General features: G+C 44.9%; 24 protein-coding genes. 2 read left to right on the top strand and 22 right to left on the bottom strand.

Features of this window, described 5'->3' with window-relative positions; genetic code table 11:
• Window positions 1-45 precede the first annotated feature (45 nt).
• On the bottom strand, window positions 46-1062 hold the full coding sequence (locus AAE250_RS05700) for a nucleotidyl transferase AbiEii/AbiGii toxin family protein (RefSeq protein ID WP_118337890.1): 1017 nt from the start codon (window positions 1060-1062) through the stop codon (window positions 46-48).
• Between the two features lie 9 nt (window positions 1063-1071).
• Entirely contained in the window at window positions 1072-1773 is a 702-nt protein-coding gene (locus AAE250_RS05695; protein WP_011202384.1) for a DUF6088 family protein, read from the bottom strand.
• Between the two features lie 547 nt (window positions 1774-2320).
• Between AAE250_RS05695 and AAE250_RS05690 the strand changes: the two genes are divergently transcribed.
• Entirely contained in the window at window positions 2321-3643 is a 1323-nt protein-coding gene (locus AAE250_RS05690) for a DUF4099 domain-containing protein (protein ID WP_342288776.1), read from the top strand.
• A 26-nt stretch (window positions 3644-3669) separates the two neighbouring features.
• The gene (gene topB / locus AAE250_RS05685; protein ID WP_342288775.1) at window positions 3670-5757 is read left to right on the top strand and encodes a type IA DNA topoisomerase; all 2088 of its coding nucleotides are present in this window, start codon (window positions 3670-3672) and stop codon (window positions 5755-5757) included.
• A 97-nt stretch (window positions 5758-5854) separates the two neighbouring features.
• On the opposite strand, the gene AAE250_RS05680 is transcribed toward topB, so the two are convergent.
• The 20 genes from AAE250_RS05680 to AAE250_RS05585 all read right to left on the bottom strand — a co-directional run bounded on the left by AAE250_RS05680 (window position 5855) and on the right by AAE250_RS05585 (window position 22064).
• Window positions 5855-6373 carry a dihydrofolate reductase family protein gene (locus AAE250_RS05680; protein WP_005924160.1) on the bottom strand — a complete coding sequence of 173 codons (519 nt, stop codon included), beginning with the start codon at window positions 6371-6373 and terminating at the stop codon, window positions 5855-5857.
• Between the two features lie 408 nt (window positions 6374-6781).
• Complete coding sequence (locus tag AAE250_RS05675; protein ID WP_117978430.1) at window positions 6782-8854, bottom strand: bifunctional DNA primase/helicase; 2073 nt, start codon at window positions 8852-8854, stop codon at window positions 6782-6784.
• Window positions 8817-9245: a helix-turn-helix domain-containing protein gene (locus AAE250_RS05670; RefSeq protein WP_008648468.1), complete on the bottom strand. Its 429-nt coding sequence runs from the start codon at window positions 9243-9245 to the stop codon at window positions 8817-8819. Before AAE250_RS05670 ends, AAE250_RS05675 begins: the two co-directional genes overlap by 38 nt.
• 35 nt (window positions 9246-9280) lie before the next feature.
• Window positions 9281-10183, bottom strand: a complete 903-nt coding sequence (locus tag AAE250_RS05665; protein ID WP_004326095.1) for an RteC domain-containing protein — start codon at window positions 10181-10183, stop codon at window positions 9281-9283.
• A gap of 31 nt (window positions 10184-10214) precedes the next feature.
• Complete coding sequence (locus AAE250_RS05660) at window positions 10215-11057, bottom strand: helix-turn-helix domain-containing protein (RefSeq protein ID WP_007845708.1); 843 nt, start codon at window positions 11055-11057, stop codon at window positions 10215-10217.
• Window positions 11058-11087: 30 nt separating this feature from the next.
• The gene (locus AAE250_RS05655) at window positions 11088-11639 is read right to left on the bottom strand and encodes a hypothetical protein (RefSeq protein WP_117700620.1); all 552 of its coding nucleotides are present in this window, start codon (window positions 11637-11639) and stop codon (window positions 11088-11090) included.
• 10 nt (window positions 11640-11649) lie between these two features.
• The gene (locus tag AAE250_RS05650) at window positions 11650-11847 is read right to left on the bottom strand and encodes a hypothetical protein (protein ID WP_055295418.1); all 198 of its coding nucleotides are present in this window, start codon (window positions 11845-11847) and stop codon (window positions 11650-11652) included.
• A gap of 51 nt (window positions 11848-11898) precedes the next feature.
• On the bottom strand, window positions 11899-12582 hold the full coding sequence (locus AAE250_RS05645) for a hypothetical protein (protein ID WP_117588478.1): 684 nt from the start codon (window positions 12580-12582) through the stop codon (window positions 11899-11901).
• Window positions 12583-12667: 85 nt separating this feature from the next.
• A complete protein-coding gene (locus AAE250_RS05640; RefSeq protein WP_342288774.1) occupies window positions 12668-13213 on the bottom strand; it encodes a hypothetical protein in 546 nt (181 codons plus the stop codon).
• Window positions 13214-13286: 73 nt separating this feature from the next.
• Window positions 13287-13838, bottom strand: a complete 552-nt coding sequence (locus tag AAE250_RS05635; RefSeq protein WP_117588479.1) for a hypothetical protein — start codon at window positions 13836-13838, stop codon at window positions 13287-13289.
• Between the two features lie 104 nt (window positions 13839-13942).
• Window positions 13943-14464, bottom strand: coding sequence for a DUF7691 family protein (locus AAE250_RS05630; protein ID WP_117588480.1), 522 nt, complete (start codon window positions 14462-14464; stop codon window positions 13943-13945).
• Between the two features lie 9 nt (window positions 14465-14473).
• The gene (locus tag AAE250_RS05625; RefSeq protein ID WP_005643591.1) at window positions 14474-15175 is read right to left on the bottom strand and encodes a PoNe immunity protein domain-containing protein; all 702 of its coding nucleotides are present in this window, start codon (window positions 15173-15175) and stop codon (window positions 14474-14476) included.
• 545 nt (window positions 15176-15720) lie between these two features.
• The gene (locus AAE250_RS05620) at window positions 15721-16140 is read right to left on the bottom strand and encodes an NTF2 fold immunity protein (RefSeq protein WP_342288773.1); all 420 of its coding nucleotides are present in this window, start codon (window positions 16138-16140) and stop codon (window positions 15721-15723) included.
• 52 nt (window positions 16141-16192) lie between these two features.
• Window positions 16193-16645, bottom strand: a complete 453-nt coding sequence (locus tag AAE250_RS05615) for a DMP19 family protein (protein ID WP_115485216.1) — start codon at window positions 16643-16645, stop codon at window positions 16193-16195.
• 78 nt (window positions 16646-16723) lie between these two features.
• On the bottom strand, window positions 16724-17830 hold the full coding sequence (locus AAE250_RS05610; protein WP_280186785.1) for a tyrosine-type recombinase/integrase: 1107 nt from the start codon (window positions 17828-17830) through the stop codon (window positions 16724-16726).
• 95 nt (window positions 17831-17925) lie between these two features.
• Window positions 17926-18540 (bottom strand): TetR/AcrR family transcriptional regulator, encoded by a 615-nt coding sequence (locus AAE250_RS05605; protein ID WP_007568835.1) that lies wholly within the window; start codon window positions 18538-18540, stop codon window positions 17926-17928.
• A 459-nt stretch (window positions 18541-18999) separates the two neighbouring features.
• Window positions 19000-19221 carry a hypothetical protein gene (locus tag AAE250_RS05600; RefSeq protein WP_342288772.1) on the bottom strand — a complete coding sequence of 74 codons (222 nt, stop codon included), beginning with the start codon at window positions 19219-19221 and terminating at the stop codon, window positions 19000-19002.
• A gap of 21 nt (window positions 19222-19242) precedes the next feature.
• Entirely contained in the window at window positions 19243-20238 is a 996-nt protein-coding gene (locus AAE250_RS05595) for a hypothetical protein (RefSeq protein WP_342288771.1), read from the bottom strand.
• A gap of 12 nt (window positions 20239-20250) precedes the next feature.
• On the bottom strand, window positions 20251-21387 hold the full coding sequence (locus AAE250_RS05590) for a BamA/TamA family outer membrane protein (RefSeq protein WP_342288770.1): 1137 nt from the start codon (window positions 21385-21387) through the stop codon (window positions 20251-20253).
• A gap of 11 nt (window positions 21388-21398) precedes the next feature.
• Entirely contained in the window at window positions 21399-22064 is a 666-nt protein-coding gene (locus tag AAE250_RS05585; protein ID WP_342288769.1) for a porin family protein, read from the bottom strand.
• Window positions 22065-22087 lie beyond the last annotated feature (23 nt).

Here is a 22087-nt window from a genome sequence, read left to right as displayed (position 1 = left end):
CTGTATATAATATAATGTATGGAGTGAAGAACAGCCGATGTAGCTTTACGGTTGTTCTTCATTTTGCTTTTTGGTGCGGTAGGCTTCAAAACGCACTAATATTTCGTGCAGGTTCTTCAATGCTTCCACAGCCTTGCCTATCGGCGGCATCTTGCTTTTGTCGAAAGTTAGTTTCTTCAAATCGGCAGTGTACGCCGTAGCCACTTCGGGCAACGCCATGACCGCTTCGGCATCCTTGAATATCGGTGCATCAGCCAGCGACAAGTGCGAACGGGAGTTTTTATTTAGTCCGTCCTCTATCGTCACCCGGTACATGGCATCCAAGAAATCTTCCGAATGTAGGTAATCGTTATATTCCTGATTGTGGTAGAGTGCCGACAAGTCGTAAACGTCACGGATATGCTTTGCCAACAGTGCGGCTGCATCCTCATTGTAAGACAGCTTTACCAGCCTTGAAACCTTGTCGCAGATAGTCTTTCGGGGATTGATGCACTGCGTTTCAAAACTTCCCAGCCCGTAGGTGCTTATCAGTTCCTCTTGCCCGATACTTTCAAGAAAGGCGGTCACAATCGGTTTGATAACCTGCTTGTCTGCCGGGTAGAACATCCGTTTTTTGTCCGGCAGGTCACAGGATTTTATCTCTACTTCCAAATGCTCTTTTAGTCCCACACCCTGAAATACATTGTCATACGAGAAATACAGTTTGCGGTAATTACCGCCCGTTTCCGACAAATCTTCCTTGTATATGTCACTGTTGAGTTCGGCTATGTATTTGGAAAGTTTCTTGTTCAATGTCTTTTCAGCCTGCTTGGACGCACCTTTGTCACCCGTGAACACGAACAAGTCCAAATCTTCCGAGAAGCGTTCTATCAGCCCGTAGGCTTTGGAAAGTGAAGTCCCGCCTTTGAAGTAGGTCTTATCCGCATATTCGGACATGGAAATATCCCGCAGTATCTTCGATACCCAGTAATCCTTTTCCACGTGCGACTGCTCGTAGCCGAAATGTTCAGCCGCCAGTGCGATGATTTCCTTGAACGCTTCCTTGTCCGAATGTAAATTCATATTTCTGTCCTATGCCGTTTTATAATCCAAGTTGAACCGTGTCGTGGGAAGAATGGTCTTTGCCATTTCTGTTTGCAATACGGTTTGTCTGATGTCGCCCAGTATGTCCGCCACCACCTTTCTGACACGTGGCGGGTAACTTTTCGCCAAAGATACGATTTTTTCCAGTTCCGGCAGGCTGTACCCGTTGAAATATTGGCTCTTGACCCGGTTGTAGATGTCCTGCCCGGTTGTTCCGGGTATGCGCTTCATGTCCTTTATCGCATCGAGCAGCCGCAAGTACGGGACAAGGCTTTCATCCGGGTAGTCCATGCAGTAGGCTTTCACGCACTCTATATCCAAGTTCTTGAAACGGAAACGGCGAACCGGGTTAGGAGTGGCTATCGTTATGGTTGTGGCAACCTGTTCGGTCAGCCCCATTTTGTTATAGATGTAAGCCCCCGTGATATAGCCGTTCAGTTTTTCAGTCAGGTAGCGGAACTGTTCATCCTGATAGACAGGCAGCTTTCCCAGCCCCAGCACTGATTTCTTGGGACGGTAGTACGCCCCCTTTTCAACCCGTACCAGTACCCCTTTGCGGCTCTGTTCGGAAAGTAGCACCGCAACATTGGCGGTCTTTTCCGTTTCAAACGACAAATCCCGGAACGTGAATATACGCCCGGTATCTATCCGTTCAATCTGCCCAAGTATCTCTTTTCTGAATGAAGCCATATTTATGTCCTTTGTTTCTATATGCAAAGATAGTATATTATGTAATCACCTGCAAAAACATAACAAAGATTTTGCCGAAGATGTTTTCTTTTTGTCGTGTCACCTGATAATAGGAGAATAACGGAAATTCAATCAAAGGCTTGCCAAACGCTTCACAAACGTTCCAAAAATAAGCTGTATTTCAGTATTAATTTTGATATGTAGCTCATTATTAGCCTATTGATAAAATAGCAAACGTTTCATAAACGCTTCACAAATGGCTCGCAAGCATAATGCAAATTTTAATAAGTCGTTGATTATAAGGCATAAGGTCTATAATTAAATGGCTCATAAATGGCTCACCCAAAGAGAGTGATTAACTTCGCTCTCTTTTTTTATGCCCTTTCCCAATTCTGCAACCAATGGTTGCGGAATTTCATCCCACCCGGACAATTTCAGACAGCGCAGGACAAATTCGGACAGTCCTTGCCGCTCGTCCAAATATAGCATATTTAGTCGCTACCTTTGGGCGGGACTATTCCCGTAACCACTAAAATTCCAATTATTTATGGCAAACAGAATGACCCCGCCCGCAGAGGGGCAGGAAAAAGACGTGCTGCTGGTCTTGGATAAACAGCAGGGAAAGGTGAGTGCCGTTAAGGGTATCGACAAGGACGGCAATTTGCAGACCGTGCCACCCACTACCGGACACGGCGGCGAGTTCATGCAGGTGGACAAGAACAGCGATGTGTTCAGCAACTTCATTTCCAACTTCTACCGCAAGTATCAGGACACTTCCGGGCTGGAACTGTTCAGCGTCAAGGCTTCCGAAGCGGAGCGGGACGCAAAGGCAATCGAGGACAACCACCGCAACCCGACACAGGAGGGCGGCAAGCGGGCTGAAATGCTTCGAGTTCCGAAGCCCGACTTCCACGAGTTCAAGCAGGGCTACCGCTTCGACCCATCAAAAATCGACTGGGAGAACCTGAAAAAAGTCGGCATCACCGCCGACACCCTGAAAAACACGAGGGACTTCGACCGGGTGATGCGTGGCTACAAGTCCCGCAACACTTACACTGTTTCGGGGACGGTGGGCGGCTTCTATCTCAAACCTACCGATGTCAAGCTCTCTTTCTATCAGGCAAAGGACGGCACGGTAGTACCCAAGCTACACGGCGTGCAGCAGGACGAAAAACTGTTGCAACGCCCGTTCCATGAACACGAGTTCACCAAGCAGGAACAGGGCAACTTGCAAGGCACTGGCAATTTGGGCGGCATCGCTGAAATCAAAGACCCGAAAAGCGGCGAGCAAATCCCCGTGTTCGTCAGCCGGGACAGGTACACGCACGAACTGGAGTATATGCGGGCTGACAAGTGGAAATGCCCCGATACAATCTGTAACGTGCAAGTCAGCCCGGAACAGAAAGCCGCCTTTGAAGCCGGGCAAGCGGTGAAAATGGAAAACCTGCAATTCAGGGACGGCACGAAGCGCAGTGCCTATTTGCAGGTTAGTGCGGTGGAGCGTGGCTTGGAGTTCCTGCCCCGTGCCGCCGTCCAGTTCTTGCAGCAGGGGCAGCAGCCCGCAGAGCGGCAGGTCGCCGGGCTAAAGGACGGCAAGGGAGTTGAGTTCAACGGTCATGTACAGCCCGGCGCACAGGGCAAATCCCCCGACAAGGTGCAGCCGAAAGACGTTACCCCCGCCGCCGAGAGCCGGACGCAGGTAGCGGTCAATTCGGGGGGCAAGACCAACGAAGCCACCAAGCAGGGCAAAGAGCCGTTGAAACAGGGTCAGGACAAGCCCACCGCCAAGCAGAAAGAGAAGCAGGAGAAAGCGCAGGACAAGAGCCTGAAAGCTGACAAGCCCAAGAAGTCCAGAGGAATGAAAATGTAATATCCACCATTAAAAAGTAAAGAATTATGATTGCATTGATAGCAGAGAAGCCCAGCGTGGCAAAGGACATCGCCCGCATCATCGGTGCGACCGGGCGTAATGACGGTTATCTTTCCGGCAACGGGTATATGGTGACATGGGCGTTCGGCCACTTAATCCAGCTTGCCATGCCGGAAGCCTACGGCGTGGCGAACTTCCGCAGGGAGAGCCTGCCCATACTGCCGCCCGATTTCCAGCTAATCCCCCGTCAGGTAAAAGCGGAGAAAGGCTACAAGGCAGACCCCGGCGTGCTGAAACAGTTGAAAGTGATAAAGGAAGTGTTCGACCAGTGCGACCGGATTATTGTCGCCACCGATGCCGGGCGTGAGGGTGAGTTAATCTTCCGCTATATCTTCCATTACCTGAACTGCCGGAAACCATTTGTGCGCCTGTGGATAAGCAGCCTTACCGACAAGGCAATCCGTGAGGGGCTGGATAACTTGCAGCCGGGAGAGCGTTACGATAACCTCTACTTCTCTGCCAAGTCCCGCAGCGAAGCGGACTGGCTGATAGGGATAAACGCCACCCAAGCGTTGAGCGTTGCCGCCGGGCAGGGGGTGTTCTCGCTGGGCAGGGTGCAGACACCCACGCTCGTGATGATATGCAGCCGCTATTTGGAGAACAGGAATTTCGTACCCGCCAAGTTTTGGCAACTCAAAGCGGCGACTGCCAGCGGGGGAATAAATTTTACCGCCCAATCGACCGCCAAGTGGGAACAGCAGCCCGAAGCCATAGCCGCCCTGCAACGGGTAAAGGATGCCGGGCAACTTGTGGTTAAATCCGTTGAGAGGAAAGAAGCCTGCCAAGAACCGCCGCTTTTGTACGACCTTACCACGCTGCAAAAGGAAGCGAACACGAAGCTGAACTTCTCGGCTGACAAGACGCTTTCCATAGCGCAAAGCCTGTATGAAAAGAAAGTGATGTCCTACCCAAGAACCGGAAGCCGCTATATTCCGGAGGACGTTTTCGATGAAATGCCGGAACGTGTCGCCCTGCTGGGGCAATACTCCCGCTTTGCCGGGTATGCCGCCGGGCTGGACGGCACCCCCCTGAACCGCCGCAGCGTGAATGACGGCAAAGTGACCGACCACCACGCCTTAATCATTACCGAGAACCTGCCCGGCGAACTTTCCAAAGACGAGCGGGCGGTTTACGAGCTGGTAGCCGGGCGTATGCTGGAAGCCTTTTCGGGCAAGTGCGTGAAAGACGTTACCACCGCCTTGCTGTCAGGGGGAGATACCGACTTCACGGTGAAAGGGTCTGTGATGAAAGAAGCCGGGTGGCGTGCCGTGTTCGGCGAGCAGGAAACGGGCGGGGATGAAGAAGCCGCCAGCCTGCCGCCACTCCAAGAGGGAGAATATTTGCCACTCTCCGGCGTGGATCTGCTCGAAAAGCAGACCAAGCCGAAACCGCTGCACACGGAAAGCAGCCTGTTGTCGGCAATGGAGAACGCAGGCAGGGAACTGGAAGATGCCGAACTGAAAGCCAGCCTGAAAGATGCCGGGATAGGCACGCCCGCCACCCGTGCGGCGATTATCGAAACGCTGTTCGCCCGCCAGTACATCGTGCGTGAGAAGAAGAACCTTGTGCCTACCGACAAGGGGCTTGCCGTTTATGGGATTGTCAAGGACAAGAAGATTGCCGATGTCGAAATGACGGGCATGTGGGAAACCGCCCTTGCCAAGATAGAAGCGGGCAGCATGGATGCCGACACGTTCCGGAAGGGCATCGAGGTGTACGCAACGCAAATCACCGCAGAACTGCTATCGGTGCAGCTATCTGTCGCTACTGGTGAAACCTGCCCCTGCCCGAAATGCGGCAGCGGGCGCATCCTGTTCTACCCGAAAGTGGCGAAGTGTTCCAACGTGGACTGCACGCTTACCATATTCCGCAACAAGTGCGACAAGCAGCTTTCCGACAAGCAGATTGTCGAGCTGGTGACGAAACGCAAGACCGGGCTAATCAAGGGCTTCAAGGGCAAGAACGGCAAGGCTTTCGATGCTTCGCTGGTACTGGACGAGCAGTTCAATGTCGGTTTTTCATTCCCCGAAAAGAAAGCGAAACCGAAGAAATAGCCTATCTTTGCCGCTGAAATTTCATTGTGATAGGTTTTACAGCTTATAATAATTGAAATTTTAGTGGTTGCGCCCGGAGGGAAACCAGGCGCATTTTTTATATGTTCCCGCCAAACAGGTAGGTCGAACAGACCACCCCGTTATCCAGCACCCTGCTTTCCGAGAGCTTCCACAGCGAGCCGGATGTTTCCCCGACAAAACCGATGCCTTTGCCCGCCATGACCGGGACGGTGTAGATTGTCAGGCTGTCCAGCAGTCCGGCTTTAATCAATGAAGTAAGCAGCTTGCCGCCACCCACCACCAGCATGTCGGTTTCCTGTTTCAGTTCATAGACCCTTTGCAGCGGTTCTTCGGTCAGGAACTCCACCCCGCAGTCCGGTGTAACGTTGGTGTCGTAGTGTGACACCACAAAAGACCGTTTGCTTTTGTGCGGCCACCCGCCCCAGTGTTCAAAGATGTAGTTGTAGGTGTTCGCCCCCATAAGCAGGCAGCTTGCGGCGGCGTGTTCCCTTGCCACCAGTTCCTTGACCTCACGGGGCATCCAGTCCAGTTCATAGTCCGGCGTGGCGGTATGCCCGTCCAGCGATACGGCGATGTGCGCTTTGATTTGTTCCATATTATCAGGTATTAAAGTGATATAAATCCCTACTGTCTTGGCACGTTAGCCGCCACCCCAAAAAAAGAAAGCGTGGCATGACGCTGTTTCGATGCGAGGTACTGGCATACCCAAATGTGGAAACAGTGCAGCCACGCTATGACAAACGCATAGCATATCCTGCGCTGAATATCCCCACATTTTGAAAAGTGCCAGTTTTCGCATCGGGACGTTCGGCGAACGTATATGTTATATATAAAGGCAATATTCCGGCAACCGCCGTCCAACTGCCGTTACTTTTTTCGTGTAACTTCTGCAAAGTTAAGCAAATACCCTGAAAAATCACGTGCAAACAGAAAAAATCCTGCCGTGTTATCACAACAGGGCAGGACACAAGCACCTAAAAATACACAAGTTCAGCCCATACGCCTACGGGCAGCTTGCGTTCCTTTGAAGATGATATGAACCGATGACAAAACAGCTTTGGTTCGCCGTGTCTTTGGTGATGATGTCCCTTTCCCGCATGAAGCGGATATAGCTCTTTGCGGTGCGCTCCTTGATGTCCAATACCTGCTGCAACTGCTCGCAAAGGTCTATGTAGGTGATGCGTGTCTGCCGCCCGAAGATGTCACGTGCGACATTTACCAGTTCCCTTTCCTTGCGCTTCTCCTTTTCCTCACGTGGTTTCTCGCCCTTGTACACGTGCATCCCGGCTTCCTTGTCCCAAGCAAAGAGCATCAGCGGCACGTCCAGCGGGCTTCCGTCCCTTACTTTCAGGGCTTTTACCACCGACTGGGTAGGTTCTTCGTCTTTCTCAATGGACAGGATAGTAGCCGCCTTGCGCTGCAACTCGCTGCCCAAATGCCCCCGCAGTTTCAATCCGTTGGGGACGAAGTGCAGCACGCACAGAATACACGTGTTATAGATGCCCGCCAGCCGATAAAGTTCATCTATCACCGCCACGCTTTCCGCTTCATCGTTGGCACTCTTAACAAGGTCTGCGATGCCGTCAATGACGACCAACTGGATGCCGCCGTACTGGTAGTAGAACTTGTCCATGCTTTGTACAATGGCGTTCAGGCGTTCTTTGCGTGACATACCGGTAAGACAAAACGCTTTCAGTTCATCGGGCTTGTCCGGCTGTTTGGCACGTGCCAGCAGGTTGCTTACGTTCTTGAACAGTTGCACTTCCGACTGTTCGGTGTCATAGAGCAATACCGCCTTGTGCCTGCCGTTGGCGGTTATCTGTATGCCCAGTGTATCTATGTCCGCACCAGCCGGACAGATGCAGCCCGCCACGATTGCGGCTACGTAATTGCTCTTTCCCGTTCCCTCGCCCCCGGTGATGCCGAACAGGTTGCCTTGTGTCCCCAGCGGAACGTCACCCGCCGAAATAATCTCTTGCGCTTTGGCGGGCGGGTTGTTGAAATCTATCTCGCACGATTTAAGCATAATCAATGTGTCGCTATACAGGTTGTCTAAAAATTCGATAAACAGTTTCAGGAAATCTTCACGGGTGTTCCCGGCTTTGAAGTAGTCGGATATGTCCTTTTCCTCTTTCGTTCCCGGAAGCGGTAGCAGCAGGCGTTTCACGCCAAATTCTTCCAACAGTTTTTCCTGCTTGCATGAACTTTCCCTGCCCGTCTTGTCCATGTCAAAGAGCAGGACGATGTGCTTGAAGCGGAATGTCAACCGATAGACCAGCGTGGGCGGTATCGTCACCGTTTCGCTGTTGAAGCAGATAGCGTGAAAACCGTGCGCCGCCAGCGAAAGCACGTCTTTCTCGCCGCCCGTGATGAATAGCGTGTCGCCTTTGGCTGGCAGTTGTTCCAGCCCGAAACAGTAGTTCTCACCGAAGCTGCCGCCGTAGAGGAAGCGGGGCGTGGAGAACGGGCGGTACAGCTTGATGTGCTGTTTGCCCTTGTAGCCGTACATGGGTTCTGCCACCGATGAAGTGTAGGTGTACGGTTTGCCCTCTGCCGTTTCGCTGTTGTATTCCCGGAGCGAGCAGACCTTGTAACGTTCCAGCAGTTCGGGCGTGATGCCGTACTGTTGCCAGTACACCAGTTCGGCAAGCGGGAACTTCTGTTCCCGGAACTGGTAGGGCTTGACGGGCTTTTCGGGCGTTTCTTCGGGTTTGTCCGGCACTGCCCGGCGGACGGTTGCCGGGGGAACGGAAACCGGAGTGCCGGAAGCCAGCCCCAAGCCCAAATCCCGGTCGATGATTTCCAGTATCTCCACGAAGTCAGCCGCCCGGTTACAGTCCAGCCCCTTTAACTGCCCCACGAGGAAGAAACAGTCGCCACTGTAACTGTCGTTGCCGAAGTCTTTCATCTTGTAGATACCGCCCCGGCGGTCGAAATAGATGTTGCAGGAAGCCTTGCTGTCCTCGTACAGCGGGTTAAGGAAGTTGCGACCTATGCGCCAGTTTCCGGGCAGGTAGTGTTTGAACACCGCCAGCCCGTTACTTGTTCTTTCTAAGATTTCCTCTTTCCTTAGCATATAATTGGTGGTTGGTTATCAGGTTGTCGATGTTCTCCTTGTTGCTCCTTATCAGGCGTTCTTCCAGCATCCGGCGTATCTCGCTGACCTTGTAGAAGTAACGTCCCCTGATGTTGGAATAGGCGATAGTCCCCGACACCCGCAGGCGTTGCAGGGTCTTTTCGCTTATTTTCAGGAACGTGCAGACCTCGTAGCTGTCCACCCACATGTCTTCCTCGCTTTGCCTTGCCGTTTCCATGTGGTTGAAGATGTAGTCGGCAATGGCGGTAATCTTGTTGTCCAGTTCCTTGTAGGCTTTGGACTCGAATGTTATTATTTCCATAACGGTAACTAATTGATTTGCCGCAAAGTTCGGGTGTCCTGAAAAATAAAACGCCACAGATGTACCCACCTGTGGCGAAATAAATTTTGTTAAAGCACGGTTGCCTAATCCTGCTCCCTCATGCGCATCAGCAACCTGTCTTTCAGGGTGGAGAGGAAGCCCGTTCGGTCTTTGGTCTTGGCTTTTAGTTCCATGTAGGTGTGGTAGAAGTCGCCGAGGTCGATGTCGAACACGTATTCAAAGTAGGCTACAATCTCCTTAATATCAACCGTCCCCTTGTTCAGACAGCCGCAGGCGTCCAGTGCGTAGATAAGTTCCACCAACGCCCTTTTCGTCCCCGTCCAGCGCAACACCTTTCCCATGAAGCCGTTCTTCACCCGCTTGCGTTGTTCCCGGCGTTCCAGCTCGTGCAGACGGTTGGTGAGGTATATTTCCAGCAGTTCGTTGGCTAAAATCTTGGCTACCTTGAAATCGTGACTGGTGCTGAACTGTGGGTCTGTTTCGTAATAGAAACTGTCCACGATGATTTGTATGTCAGGCTTCCCACGCATGAAATACTGCCTGTCCAAGTAGGTGGCTTTCGTTCGGTGGTACTGGTAGAACGCCAAGTTCCGCTGGAACGACTTTGAAATCCGGTCGGTTTCCGACAGCAGGTAGTCCCTTTGCACTTCCTCGCTGCCGCTGGGGAAGCGCACCTCTATCTTGTAAACAGTGTTGTAATAGATGATTTTGCTCGCTAAAAGCGGTTTCAGTTCCTTGAAGAAGTGTATTTCCTCTTCCGTGCTGGCGAACGGGTAGGAGATTATAAAGTTTTTGAGTTCGCCCAGTATCTCTTGCAGGTAGTCCACGCACAGGCGGCAGAGCGTCAGCGTGTCCGCTGCGGTGTCCTCGTATTCCTGTATCTGCCATTCCACTTTTTGAAGCAGTCCGGCGAAGTATGTTTCCAACGGTATCTTATGTTCCATAACCTTGTGCTTATCTTTTATGAAGCACAAAGTTACGGGCATAAAAAATCTGTTTTATTCTTGATTTTTCACATTACGTTCTTGTAACTGTGCATTTTCTTGTTTCCTGCGCTTTTCTGCGTATCTCGCCCGGTGTGTCCAGCAAGTAAGCCTTGCAGAAGTCGTTCAGGTTCGATGTCGATGCGAACCCGGTGGTGAACGCCACTTCCGTAAGTGTGAGGTTGGTGTTCTTCAGGTAGTGTTCCACGTCCTTTGCACGCTCCTTTATCACCCATTCCTTAGCCGTGTACCCGGTCATTTTCTTTACCTTCCGTCGGAACGAGCCGTATTCCATGCCGCATTTGTCCGCCAGTTGCTCGGCATCATAGACCATGTAGCCTTTCAGACGCACCATTTCGGTGAATGTCTGCCTGCCCAGCTCCGGCAGCATCCGTTCGGCGTGGCGCAGTTCCTTTTCCGTCACCAGCAGGCGGTTGTCCCTTACCGGGTTTCTCCGTAGCAGGTGGAAAGCGTGGCATACCGTGTTGTACACGTTGCAGAGGTACTGCCGTCCCGGTCGCATCCAGTGGAGCGCATCGCAGTAGGCGGTCAGTTCGGGTATCTCGTCCCGCTTGCGGTGCTGTTCCGCCAGTTCGTCCAGTATGGCGTAACGGGTGGTGGACATACCCAGCAGGATAATGATTGCCTTGTAGTCCTTGTATGCCGCCAGTGTCGGCGTTTCCGGCAGGCTCTTGAGCGTGTCGCACACGTGGGCGCACAGCCGCCCGTCCTTGCTGAACGGTTCAAGTTCCAAATAGTTGTCCATTTTCCGGCTGTTGTGCAACAGCCATGTTACCTTTTCGTCCAGTTCCTTGCAGGACGCTTCCAGCTCCGCTTCGGGAGCGGGCAGCAATAATGATGTAATCCGTTGTTCCATATCTGAATAAATTGATTTGTTTTCTGTACGTTACCCGGTAGCCCATAGCCAAAACTTTTGGATTAGCCGCCAAACCACGTGATAAAGGAACATGGCGGCAAGCATAAGAAAACCTGCCCGCAGGAAATATTCTTCAATGCGCTGCCAAACGCTCGTTTTTTGTTCGGGCATCAGTATGTCCGCCACTTCCTCAAAGGTCTTGCAGGCGAAAATCGCTTGCCGGAACTCGTCTGCGCTGTTCCAGCATTCTTCCTTGAACCACCGTGTCTTGGGGTATCGTTCCGCTACCAGTTCTTGCAGTTTTCGTAGTGGGAACGGTTCGGGATTGTCCCCGTACTCGTATTCAATGGAAATCACACGTCCCTGCATCCTGATACAATATCCGAATATCCCTTGCCACTTCACTTTGTGCGCCCCCTTTTCAACATATTTCGTCCCGGTTGCATCCACTACAATGTAGTTCTTCCGCTTCTTCAACAACTCGGTATTGGTCGTTGTGTACAGTTCTTCCTTGCGAAACACGTATATCATGTTGCCTTTGGGGGCAAAGCTGAATATCGGGTATTTAAGTCGGGCTTTCATTGTAAATAGTCTATTGTTTTATAAAAGCAAAATAAAACAGGGTAACACCTACCACAACCCCGAAAAAGATACAACCTGTAATAATGAAAGCCCAATCGGGGTAATGGAAATCAAGTTCTTCATAAGGAATGGCAGTTTTCTTTATACATCTGTTCCATACCCATATCAGAACTTTTCCAAATCTATTTACTGTGATAAGGTTACTCATATTGATTAATGGTTTGGTGAGAAACAGCGTTTAGCTGTTGGCTCGACCTTGTTAAATGTATTGTTTCTCGCACAATGATAAAACCTTCTTTCTCCATTTTTCCAAAGCATCTTGCTTTTCCAAAGTATAGTTTTTCCGCACATAATCTGACAACACAGTATCTACTTTAGTTGATAAAAGCAAAGAAAACACTTTTTCAACTCTTCTGCATATTTCCTGTGGTACATCATCAATGCTGGTACGAGGAAAAAAGGAGGCTGACGAAAGTATAATTCCGTAACTGAAACAATTTCCCATTTTTGTCTTTACGCTTAAATCTATACCTTGTTTAATTAAATATTCCAATATAGAATATGAAATATCAAACAACTGTTTGTCTTCATCATAAAGATTTTGGGTATAATCACTTACTATCCCTTTTTCCTTAAACTCTCTATCTCGGAGATGTATTTTTCCACTACAAGCATACTGTATCACTGTATATATCGCTTGATGTATAATATACATATCATCTTCGGAAGTATAAGCATTGAGGTCAGCATCATTTTCAACAAACAACATAGTCATTTTAGGAAAACTATTCTTTACTGCAATCCTTAAAGGTGTCTGTCCTTCGTCACGTTTAAGTAATCCGACAGACTTGTTATTCACTACTTCCGGTTGCCGAAGGATAATCTGTTTTACAGTTTCAAATTCACCTTTATTTATTGTTTGAAATAATTTTCTCATGCTCATATCATTGTTGCTATTACATTTAATGGTTCAGCAGGGAACGGCTTGCCGTTATCCTGCGTTGTTAGCGAAATATTCTTTCTGTTATTTACTTTGTCAAAATGAAACTAAAGTAGCAGCAGGCTATCGCCACGCCGTAAGACAGTACATACCAGATGAACAGTTTCCAGAACTTCTGCTTCCTGAACTTCTTGAAGTAGGAAATGTATTTGTCGTTCCTTTCTATCAACCTGTCAATCATCAAATATGACAGAGACCCGCACAGAATAATATAAACAATAAGCGCAACTAACTCATTTTCAAACATCAGATTATATACCGGTATATGCGTTATCGCCTCTATCATGTTGAGCACTATATGCAGGATGATAAAGACAAAAAGCAAGGTTGCTCCGTATGTGCCACTTAGGACATTATAAACTGGGAAGCCCTTGCATTTTTCCCACATTATACTGTTATGTGCCCGTTTAACCCCATCTACAAACTTCCAGTACCTGTCGCTTTTGCAGAATTTCCGGGTGCACGCATTGTCGTATATAGAAAGGAACAGATAGTCCAAACTGCTGCGTGTCTTATACATAATCATATAATTACAATAGTATAGCATATTCATAAACAATTCTATCCGTTTCATTTTGACATGTTTTCGCTAATGGGATGCAGCTTGCCGCCGTTAGGCGGAACAGGTGCATGTTACCGATATATTTTTATGAACATTGCCAAAATCCTGCGATTATTTCATTGGTTGTACAGTGCTTATACAAATACAAAGCACCATATCCGAAAGGATAACTGCCGATAGTAACATCTTCACTATATCCGTCTTCGTCTATTGACAAGAAAAAAGAAAAACCATATTCCTCTAATTCTTTATAATAGCTTTCTTCATCTTGAATAAGGATAGGAGTTCCACCTATTTTTACAAGTATATTTTCACTATCCTTATCTTCTGAATATTCACTAATAGAACACATCCCTAAGTTGGTATTTCGTTTTTCTGTGCAATTACCAATTTCAGAAAATTCATGTTCTATTACTTTTACTGCTATTGAAGGATATATGTTATTGTCAATAAGAGTATCATAATCTTGGTGAATGATGATAGAAAGCATGACGTTTTCCTTTTCAGGATGTACCAATATTGCATAGAATTTATAATCGCTGGGGATTTGTCCTTCTATACATTTAGGTGGATTGCCACCAATCCTGCCTTTTACATTCTTATCAAATGGAATACATTTGGCATATCGTTCATTCATATTTTCTTTGTTTTATTATTATCGGTAATGGTTCAGCGGGGAACGCTGTAAGGCGTTATCACGCTTCGTTAACATCATATTTATTCTCACACCAGTGTACCATATCAATAAACCATAATCACGAGGTCTTTTTGCGCTTCAAAGGCTTCATCGAAAATGAAATTCAGGTCGTCCATTTCCTGCTCATAGTCATAATCTCCGATACCGTTACCCTCTTTCAGCGAGGTGTATTCCGTACGCTTACTCTCCAATTCAGAAACGGGTATGCTGATAATATAGGGAAAATCACTGCTCAATGGAATAGGGATGAATGTACTTTGACTATCCAGTTGCCAAAGGTTTTCCGCACAGTAGATTTGCGTTCCATAATGGTTGCAAATCTTTTCATATACATACCCGTACATGAAAGCAATTTCGGGATAACGGATTTTTCCGTTCACAATGTCTGCTAATACCGCATAAGCATCTTTATCCGTGTTTAGGCTATTGCTGAAAGAATCGTTCAAACAGTCAAGTTCCTGCTTCAACGCAACCTTTAATTGGTTTATAAGCTGATTATCACAAGCCCCGTAAACAGACCTTACCTTATCGGCTTCTATCAAATATGCACAAACAGAGTAACTCATACCTTTTCTTTATTTAATGTTGTCATTCCAATGTACCATGTCGTATGGATAGTAGGGCAACCCTTTCAGGCTGCTATCATTCAGCCCCAAGACCTTGACCAATGCACCGCTTTCAAAACACCAATAACCGTCATGGTTGATACCATATTTATGGTCGTCATGCCAAGATAAATCAGAATGTCCTCGATACCATTCTTTTTTGAGGTATTTTTCTAATCGTTTCATCGCTTCTGCCTTGTCTTGTTCAGCCAACTCTGTAACAGTGATAGCTGCTTGATAGGGTGACGGATATAATACTTTGTTTGTTGTCCTTTCCCAATCAAGAAATCTGTATCTAATCAAGGTGTCATAAATATAGTCTTTTGCTTCCCTGTCTTTTATCAGTTGAACCAAACTTTGTATAAGGTTGTCTTCGTAATCCAACATAATGCCTATTGACAGAAGCCATAACATTTCAATATAAAATCCGTTATCCGTCCAAAATCTCGGCATCGTTTTGAGGGTTTCCACATAATTATTTTTCAGATTATCAATATCCTGTCCCATAGAATACTGTACCAATAAAGAACGAAGCCTATAATTGAACAAAGAATCGTAACCTATATGTTTACCTGAAAGATGCTTTTGTTCATAATAAAGAATTTCTTCATTATACAATTTCAGTTGCTTTAAATACTGTTCTTCTGTAAAAAGTTTATCTCTTGTTTCCATTATGGTACACTGTTTTGATGTTAATGGTTCAGCAGGGAACGGCTTGCCGTTATCCTGCGTTGTTAATGGTATATTTATATTTTCCCTTTACTATAAAAAGCCTCTAAAACAAAGAGAAACAACGAAAGGAAAATGTATAATATAAGTATCAATAGATTATTCTTATTAGGCTTTTCATTAAACTTCTCTATGACAGCTTTATACCTTCTTTTCCAGTAGAAACGAATACATAAAAGAATGAATATCAGCCCTAAAGACACATTATACATTGTTCGCGTTGGATAAGGCAATATTTTATATTGTTCCAATACTCCCCATATTGTGTGAATATTACAATTCAGAAATACAGCGAGAATTAACAAAGCTGCATAAACCGCTATTTCGGAATAAGAACTGTATTTCCATAGCCTATAAAATTTGAAAAATAAATAATCTATCATACTTAATTACCATTAATGGTTTGGCGAGGAACAGCGTTCAGCTGTTATCTCGAACTTGTTAATAATAGAGTTTATTAAAATAAACATTAAAGTTGGTTGTTAGACTTATAAATAATCCACGTACCATTTATCTTCGCTTAAGAATCTTCTTTTTTTACTATCAATCAAGTACTTATTATTTTTTTTGACAATAACATATTGTAGATATTCATCATCAGTTCGTGTTGTCACAATAAATCTATTTTTCCTGCTTTCTTGTATATCTATTATTTTTTCCTTATTTGGATCATAGTCATAACTTCCTTCAAGTCCCCATGACAAAGCATTCGGGCGGCTCATTTTTCGTTCCTTGTCTGTACAATATTTACTAATGATAGAAGCAACCATTTGCTTTATCTTATGCTCTGTTTCATCCAATTCTAACTGGTCTTCGTCAAACTTGTTACAATATTTCTCCCATTTATTCATTTCTGAAATAAAATTTGTAACAAGTTCTTCAAGTATTTTTGTCGTAATATCGTCCATACTTTAATTATCTTTATTATTAATGGCTAAGCGGGGAACGCTGTAAGCGTTATCACGCTTCGTTATCTATATTTTCAACTGAATCAGAATGGAATTTTAGAAGCATAAGCCGCATAATATTTTCCTTATCTTCCCAATATTCCTCGTCTATTTTATTCAACTTGGTGATTTCGTTCTCTGTCAAATGCTTGGGAATATCCCGTAGCTCTTGTAATTGGCTGTCATTTTCCAATCTTTGGATGATGCTGTATGCCTGTATAAGAAGTTGTTCTGTATATGTTGCGTTAATTGCTCCCAGTCCTTTGATTGCAAGCAAATAAGCATCATAGCCCCAATTACAGAAGAATTGAAGAAATCCACCATTATACATTTCAAGTTCCAGCCAATATAATGCGGCGACCATACTGTCTGTTTCCCCCATATCTTGATAATCGGGACGAATTTCTGTAAACTTACGTCCAATAGGAGAAAAGGATTGCTCCCAATATTGTTCTAAATTTTCCATTCTTATTGCTTTTGTTATAGATAATTTTTCGATAAACGCACCTTATGGTGCAGTTCCTATTCACTATTAAATCATTGTCTAATCATCATCCAAACAATCCAGCGGATTGGGGATTTTTGCTTTATAGGCGTTCGAAACGTGCAGATAAATTGCCGTTGTTTTTATATCGGTATGTCCCATAAGTTCCTGTATGGTTCTTAGGTCTGTCCCTTGTTCCAGCAGGTGGGTGGCGAACGTGTGCCGGAGCATGTGCAGGTGTACCCGATGCTTTATTCCGGCTTTCCTTGCCGCTTCTTTCAATATCTTAACCAATGCGCTGGGTGAGTATTGTTCGCCTGCCTGTTCGCCCTCAAAAAGCCATTTTTGCGGTCTGTATTCCCGGTAGTAAGCCCTTAGTTCGTTGAGCAGCTTTTCCGACAGTAGGGAATACCTGCACTTCTTGCCTTTTCCGGCAATCCTGATTAGCATCCGTTCGCTGATGATGTCTTGGGGTGTCAGGTTCAGAAGTTCGCTTCGGCGTAGTCCGGCAGAGTAAATAAGAGAAATCATGCACCTGTGTTTCCGATTGGATAACTGTGCAAAGATGCTTTTCATTTCTTCCCGGCTTAATACTTCGGGCAATGCCTTGTACTCTTTTGCACGGGCTATCCCGCCATAATATTGCCGCTTGCCTTTCCGGACTTTCTCGTAATAGAACTTGATAGCGTTGATGCGCATGTTCTGCTGGGTGGCGGATATGTGCTTTTCCTTTACCATGTGGAGCATATAGCTGTTTATGTCCTCGACCGTCAGCTGGTCAAGGTCTTGCCCCTTGTGGTATTCCATGAAGTCGCTGAAATAGATTTTATAGGCTTTTATGGTGGAAAGGCTGTACCGCTTCTGTTCCAGCAGTTCGAGGTAGCCTCTCGGCAGTATGTATTCCCTTTTAGGTTTGGGATGCCGCACGTAAACCCGGCTGTAATCAATATAGGCGTGGGGCGAATAGCGGTCATAGAAATCCGGCAGTTTAAAAGCGGTGGCAGGTATGTAGGCAGAACTATTGCCTGTCTTTTCCACGTCCGTATCTTGGGCGAGCAGCAGGGCGACAGCCTGACTGTTTACATACTCTATCCGTATGTAGTCCGCACCGTTTCTTTCTTCCTTGTACAGAACGATGCTTCCTCTCTGTTTCTGAACCTTATCCATGTCGCTGAATTTTGCTTCGCTCCAAAGATAAGATAAAAATATCACTTTTTGAACATCTGTTCAAAAATAATAGAGGTTAAAAAAACAAAAGAGTATCAGGCTTTAAGCAGCGAATAGATATGGCGAAAATTTTCTGCCAGTTCGTCCACGTTCAGACCGTTCAGAAATGCTTGTTCGTATGACAGTCCTAAAAACATTTGCCGGAACAAGATAGCCGTTTTCTTCACGTCCGTGTTGCTCCTGATTTCCCCGCTTTCTTTTGCCTTCTGTATGACTTTCTCCCATAGGTCATAGTCTTGTCGGTAGATTTTCTCAATTTTCTGCCTGATACCCGGATAGTACATGCGCACTTGTGACAGGAAATGAAAGTAGTAGAAGTTAGGACTACAATCATGCGGGCTGCAATTATCGCCAATCAGTTCAACAATCCTTTTCATGGAAGCGGCTACTCCCGCCACGTATTGCCCGATGAACTCCGTCAACGTATCGGCAGGAGCGGCAAACTTGTTTTCCGGTTCGTGCATTTGCAACACGTATTTGTCCGCCACAGCCATGAATAAATCCAACTTGTGCGGAAAATAATAAACGATACCCGTTTTTGTCACCCCGCAGGCTTTGGCAAGCGTGATGATGCTTGCTTTCTCGTAGTTCATCCTGACAAATACGCCGAACGCTTTATCTATTACTTCTTCACGGTTAGTTATTATCATACACGTTTGTTTTTAATCGGTTACGAAGATACGGATTTTGTTTTAACCATTTGTACCCCAGTGCTTTTTTTTAGTGCAAGGTGCAAGTATATATTTATATATATAGCTTGCACCTTGCACTAACCCAAAAATATTTATTATCAGATATTTGCGAGTTTCAAAAGAAAGCCGTATCTTTGAACCCGAAAGTTAGGCAGACAAACAGCGGTCAAAGTTGGACAAGCCCAACATCTGAAAATCGTTACTGTTTCGTTACCTATTTGAAATTTTGAAAGCGAAGTAGCTGAAATATAAGCGGTTAGAGTTGTAGGTTCAAAACCCTGTCTCTCCGCTGAACTACCCGGACAAAACCGGACAATGAACAGACAAGTCCCACAAATTCAACGATTTGTGGGACTTTTTTTTATCCCCTTATGTCTGCCCTACCGGACATCATTTAGCCCTTATCTCTATTTCATGCTATTCAAGTTCTGAAATACATATATCTATATCTTTCAACATAATCGAAATATCTGTAGCTTTTAAATTTTCTCTACATTCTATTCTAAGCACTTTTTCCCAATCTTCTAAGTCTATATTCCATGTCATTATTTGGGGACATTTATTTAATATAACGCTAACACGTTCCACATCTTTTATAGTTGAAACCGAAGTTCTAAAAACTAAAATTACATTTTTCATATTTCATGTAATGCTATTAAATTACTTAAATAAGCTATACGAAACTCCAAAATTAATAAAAGGAATGGGAGAACGCTTTTGTTTGAAAATTTGCTCTACTTCATTTTTATCCTCTTTTACTTTTATACTTTTCCTATTCTTATTATACAGTCCGCTTTTCGTCCCTATAGAAAGACCTACATGGGTAGATAGAAAGAAATGACTATTAATGATATACTCATAGTGAATTTCAGGTTTTAGCACGGCATCGCTATAATAACAAGTTTCTGGCATTCCTTTAAGATTTGTTTTTAAATAGAAGCTCTCTCTTGATAAAGAAGAACCTATTGAAAGCCTCTGTGTACGCATTTGGTATCGTAAATAGAATTGACTGGGGAATATTATATCTACACTCAAATTGGGGTTGCTAAAACGATACCAATAAGTAATAAGTGGCATTATGGGCATACCATCAAATAAGCTCATTCCTATAATACCAGCACTAAAATTGATATTTGGTTTCTTTACAATTACCATCATTGCCGATAAATGAGCCTGTAGCTTTCCAAAACCTCTATCCCAACCATCAAGTGCAATATTAGCCGATAAGATAAAAGGTTTGTTAAACAGGCTCATATAATATGCCCCATTCAAACCGCCCTCATAGCAATTATATGTATCGGTGGTAAATACAGCAGATTGTGTATCATTATTGTTGCTTTCTGATTTGTAACAATCATATTTGACATTGGCATATAATGATATTTTTTTCTGTCTTATAATTGGAATCATTGTCGAGAACTTAATTGTATGCAAATCCTTTTTTTTCCCCTGTTCAATCTCTTTTCCACCCAATTTTAGAGTATAATCATGCGTACTTTTTGTTTCCCAAAACAGGTTGACAGTACGGTATCTTGAAAAATGTTTCGCTGCAAAAGAACGGAAATCATTTGCTAAAGAATCTGTTATAACTTGTGACTTGCAGGGAGTAAAAAACAATCCACTACATATTATTGTAAAAAATATCTTTTTCAACATATACTTGACAAATCAAAATGCTTCTGCGAATTGAAATACAAACCCTGCGGTATCTTTTCCAAATCCATAGTCAATGCGGACATTGACATTATGCTTGAACTCTATCCGTAAACCTAAACCATAATTAGGTAAAATATACTTTAGCTTCAATTCTTTGAAAGATGGAAATACCGTTCCACCGCCTATCCATGCAACGCAACCTATACGGCTGTAAATGTGCTGCCTTAATTCCAATTGCGCTACAATTTGGTTGCAATCCATATAACGACCTGCATAATAACCACGCATCCTGCTACTTCCGCTTCCCAATTCCTCTCTTAACACCCAAGGAGTCTGACCATTATAAAACTGTCCGTATAAGTCTGTTGTAAGAACTCCACCTTGCCATACTTCCTGATAAGTATCAAAAACCATCGTTGTATTGAAGATTGTTCTATTGTATGTGCTCATAAAATCAGGATAGAGAATCTCCCTTGCCATAAAATAAATCCCCCGTTTGGGATTAAGTATGAAATCTCTTGTATCATATTGCAGGGAAACCCCTATACCTGTGAAAAAGTAGGATTTTTCTTGTCCCGACAAATAGGCTAAATCTGTAATTTTCGATAAATCCGTATAGTTCACATTGAAAGCTACGCCCACATGAAAATCTTTTGTCAGTTTGTAAACATAATCAGACTCCCATTTTATTTGCCGTTTAGTGTATTCTGATATTGGATTTACAGCACAAGCATTATAAGAAATTCCCCAAAAGTCCAATGTTTTGTGGAGAAACTGTAATCGATAGGACAAACGGGATTTGTTGCCCTTGAAATGATTATTACCTTTTGCGGTAATAGCATAAATGCCTTTGATTGATGCACTTCCTGACAAAGAAATATCAGAGGGTTGCATGATTGAATCCTTGCGGTCTAAGCGATATAAGGCTGTAGCAGCCCCACCTATGCCCAAACTGCCCTCTCTCGTATAGCAGGGAGCAACAACAAAACTCATATCCAGTTTCTTTTCAAATGTCCTATCCACATTTCCATGAACAAGACTGTTCCAATATTTTTCCAAGCCCTTTACCTCTGATGAATCAGTTTGGGAATAAACGCCGGATACATATAGAAAACAGAAAAGGGTAGTAATAATATATTTAATCTTCATCTTGTTTGTCTTTATTTTCCCAAACGATATGCAATTCCAAAAGCGAATGTTTGCGGCTTCATTTTTACACTGCTGCTGTTAGCGTCAATAATATTAGTCACACTCATTTTATAAGCTACATTGAACTGTAAGCCCGATGTAAGTTCATAGCCTAATTTAATCCCGAAACCTGTATCAGAATCTTTCATTATCGGTAAGCCTGTATTTTCCTCTTTTTCATAAACATCTATTTTTTGTCCACCCTCTTTGAATCTTGCCCCGAAACCAAAATTTGTATAAGGACCAATTCCTACATACAATTGGTTGTTGCTACGGACATTCCAAGAATACATGGCATAAATTGGTATTTCAACTCCCCAATATTGATGTTTTCCGGCATGACTGTTCCAATTGAAATCAGATGTTTTATAGTGGAACAGTATTTCCCCCTGTATAGAAAAGGGGGATGAAAGCCCTAAATTCAGGAAACCGCCCATACTGGCTCCCATTTTCATGTCGCTACTTCCTTTATCAATACCCGAATGAATAAAGTTGGTAAGATTGGCTTCTAAAATAGCACCACCTGTCAACTTGATTTTTTGCGTGACTTTTTCCTTGTCATGTGTTATAGTTTGAGCCTGCACATTCATCATTCCCAAACTAATCAGTATCACACTGATGAAAAGTTTCTTTTTCATATTCTTATAATCTTTAAATTCGG

This window comes from Bacteroides sp. GD17 (assembly GCF_038448625.1).
GTDB lineage: Bacteria > Bacteroidota > Bacteroidia > Bacteroidales > Bacteroidaceae > Bacteroides.
This window is presented reverse-complemented; position numbering and strand designations above follow the sequence as displayed.

Bases quoted from the DNA above. Each gene is read 5' to 3' on its own strand.
- AAE250_RS05700 (WP_118337890.1), bottom strand. From the start codon at position 1,062: ATGAATTTACATTCGGACAAGGAAGCGTTCAAGGAAATCATCGCACTG.
- AAE250_RS05695 (WP_011202384.1), bottom strand. From the start codon at position 1,773: ATGGCTTCATTCAGAAAAGAGATACTTGGGCAGATTGAACGGATAGAT.
- AAE250_RS05690 (WP_342288776.1), top strand. From the start codon at position 2,321: ATGGCAAACAGAATGACCCCGCCCGCAGAGGGGCAGGAAAAAGACGTG.
- topB (WP_342288775.1), top strand. From the start codon at position 3,670: ATGATTGCATTGATAGCAGAGAAGCCCAGCGTGGCAAAGGACATCGCC.
- AAE250_RS05680 (WP_005924160.1), bottom strand. From the start codon at position 6,373: ATGGAACAAATCAAAGCGCACATCGCCGTATCGCTGGACGGGCATACC.
- AAE250_RS05675 (WP_117978430.1), bottom strand. From the start codon at position 8,854: ATGCTAAGGAAAGAGGAAATCTTAGAAAGAACAAGTAACGGGCTGGCG.
- AAE250_RS05665 (WP_004326095.1), bottom strand. From the start codon at position 10,183: ATGCCCGTAACTTTGTGCTTCATAAAAGATAAGCACAAGGTTATGGAA.
- AAE250_RS05660 (WP_007845708.1), bottom strand. From the start codon at position 11,057: ATGGAACAACGGATTACATCATTATTGCTGCCCGCTCCCGAAGCGGAG.
- AAE250_RS05655 (WP_117700620.1), bottom strand. From the start codon at position 11,639: ATGAAAGCCCGACTTAAATACCCGATATTCAGCTTTGCCCCCAAAGGC.
- AAE250_RS05650 (WP_055295418.1), bottom strand. From the start codon at position 11,847: ATGAGTAACCTTATCACAGTAAATAGATTTGGAAAAGTTCTGATATGG.
- AAE250_RS05645 (WP_117588478.1), bottom strand. From the start codon at position 12,582: ATGAGCATGAGAAAATTATTTCAAACAATAAATAAAGGTGAATTTGAA.
- AAE250_RS05640 (WP_342288774.1), bottom strand. From the start codon at position 13,213: ATGAAACGGATAGAATTGTTTATGAATATGCTATACTATTGTAATTAT.
- AAE250_RS05635 (WP_117588479.1), bottom strand. From the start codon at position 13,838: ATGAATGAACGATATGCCAAATGTATTCCATTTGATAAGAATGTAAAA.
- AAE250_RS05630 (WP_117588480.1), bottom strand. From the start codon at position 14,464: ATGAGTTACTCTGTTTGTGCATATTTGATAGAAGCCGATAAGGTAAGG.
- AAE250_RS05625 (WP_005643591.1), bottom strand. From the start codon at position 15,175: ATGGAAACAAGAGATAAACTTTTTACAGAAGAACAGTATTTAAAGCAA.
- AAE250_RS05620 (WP_342288773.1), bottom strand. From the start codon at position 16,140: ATGGACGATATTACGACAAAAATACTTGAAGAACTTGTTACAAATTTT.
- AAE250_RS05615 (WP_115485216.1), bottom strand. From the start codon at position 16,645: ATGGAAAATTTAGAACAATATTGGGAGCAATCCTTTTCTCCTATTGGA.
- AAE250_RS05610 (WP_280186785.1), bottom strand. From the start codon at position 17,830: ATGGATAAGGTTCAGAAACAGAGAGGAAGCATCGTTCTGTACAAGGAA.
- AAE250_RS05605 (WP_007568835.1), bottom strand. From the start codon at position 18,540: ATGATAATAACTAACCGTGAAGAAGTAATAGATAAAGCGTTCGGCGTA.
- AAE250_RS05600 (WP_342288772.1), bottom strand. From the start codon at position 19,221: ATGAAAAATGTAATTTTAGTTTTTAGAACTTCGGTTTCAACTATAAAA.
- AAE250_RS05595 (WP_342288771.1), bottom strand. From the start codon at position 20,238: ATGTTGAAAAAGATATTTTTTACAATAATATGTAGTGGATTGTTTTTT.
- AAE250_RS05590 (WP_342288770.1), bottom strand. From the start codon at position 21,387: ATGAAGATTAAATATATTATTACTACCCTTTTCTGTTTTCTATATGTA.
- AAE250_RS05585 (WP_342288769.1), bottom strand. From the start codon at position 22,064: ATGAAAAAGAAACTTTTCATCAGTGTGATACTGATTAGTTTGGGAATG.